General features: G+C 34.2%; 1 protein-coding gene. It reads right to left on the bottom strand.

Translation table 11 applies throughout. The features are described from left to right. Positions 1-1,727, bottom strand: a 1,727-nt coding sequence (locus tag HG1285_RS02825; RefSeq protein ID WP_008289026.1) for an efflux RND transporter permease subunit, incomplete at both ends; no start/stop codon positions are given.

The raw sequence follows: 1,727 nt of genomic DNA, 5'->3' as shown, positions 1-1,727 counted from the left end.
TTTTCTGCTATTTTAAGTTGCCCTTTATAGTCCGGCCCATAAATTTCTGCCACAATTGGAGAAAGTACCGGAGGACCAGGAGGTGGTTCTACAACGGCTACATATTTAGCCCCATTTTCTTTTGCAATTTTTGCAATATCTCCTCTAATCCTTTCTGCTATTTCGTGCGACTGCTGTTTTCTTTCATATTTATTTACAAGATTAATTTTCACCATTGCATAGTAAGGAGCCTGTCTAAAATAGTAATGTCTTACAAGTCCATTAAAGTCAAACGGAGCAGCTGTCCCAACATAAGCCACGTAGTTTTCAACTTCATTTAATCTTTTTACATAATCTGTAATCTTTTTTGTAACTTTATATGTTTCTTCAAGAGTTGTATGTTCTGGCATATCAAGTACTATAAAAAGCTCACTTTTATTATCGTAAGGAAGCATTTTAACAAGTACTGAGCGGTTTACAAGAAGTGCCACAGAGCCAGCTAAAAGAAGTCCTAAAAATCCTAAAAATACCCATCTTTTTAATCTGCTTCTAAATAAAGGCATGTATATTCTTTCAAAAAGCCATGCTAATACTCCTGCTGTTTTCTCATCTTCTCTTTCCAGGCTTTCAGGCGATTCGTGTTCTTTATCATGTTTTAACCATCTTATTGCAAGGTAAGGAGTTAGTATAAATGCTAAAACCATTGAGAAAAACATCGCTACAGAAGCATTTATTGGAATAGGTCTCATGTAAGGACCCATTAACCCTGTAACAAATGCCATTGGAAGAAGTGCAATAATTACTGCAAATGTTGCAAGTATTGTTGGGTTCCCAACTTCATCTGTGGCAACAACAGAAGCATCTTTCATAGGCAGTTTTCTCATAGAAAACCATCTGTGAATATTTTCAAGAACAACAATTGAGTTATCAACAAGTATACCTATGGAGAATATAAGGGCAAATAACGTAACCCTGTTTAATGAATAACCGTACATCTCACTTAAGAATAATGCTATTGCAAGAGTAACAGGTATAGTAACAGCAACTATTAAAGACTCTCTCCATCCAAGGGTTACTGCTATAAGTAAAACAATGGAAAATGTAGCAATGAGAAGGTGTTCTATAAGCTCATTTGCTTTTTCTGTGGCTGTTTCTCCGTAATTTCTTGTTATTTTTAATCCAACATTGTCTGGAATGACAGTACCTTTCATCAGCTTTAATTTTTCTTCAATAGCATGGGCAACTACAACTGCATTACTTCCTGTTTTTTTTGCTACGGCTATAGTTATAGCGTTGTATTTTTTATTTAAATCTTTTGATGCAGCTGCTCCTTCACCAAAATACACATAATTTGTTTTTTCTCCTTCACCTTCAAAGATTTTTGCAACATCTTTTAAATATATTGGTTTTCCCTGATATACAGTTATAACTGTATTTTTTACGTCTTTTATACTCTCATAAAGCTTTCCTGTTCTAACGTGGTATCTGTAATTATTTTTTTTAACATCTCCAGAAGGAAGTGCATTATTCTGAAGCTGAAGTGCCTGTACAACTTGAGGAAGCATTATATGGTATATATTTAGTTTTTGAGGGTCAAACCATACATTTATAGTTTTAGGTTTTGAACCTATAATTGTTGTTTCTGAAATATTTTCAAGCTGTTTTATCTGGTCTTCAACATTTACAGCAATTTTTCTAAGCTGGTAAGAGCTCATTTTGTCGCTGTAAAGGGTTATAGCCATTATAGG

This window comes from Hydrogenivirga sp. 128-5-R1-1 (assembly GCF_000171895.1).
Note: the sequence above shows the minus strand (reverse complement) of the source record. Positions and strands in the feature narration are given on the sequence as shown.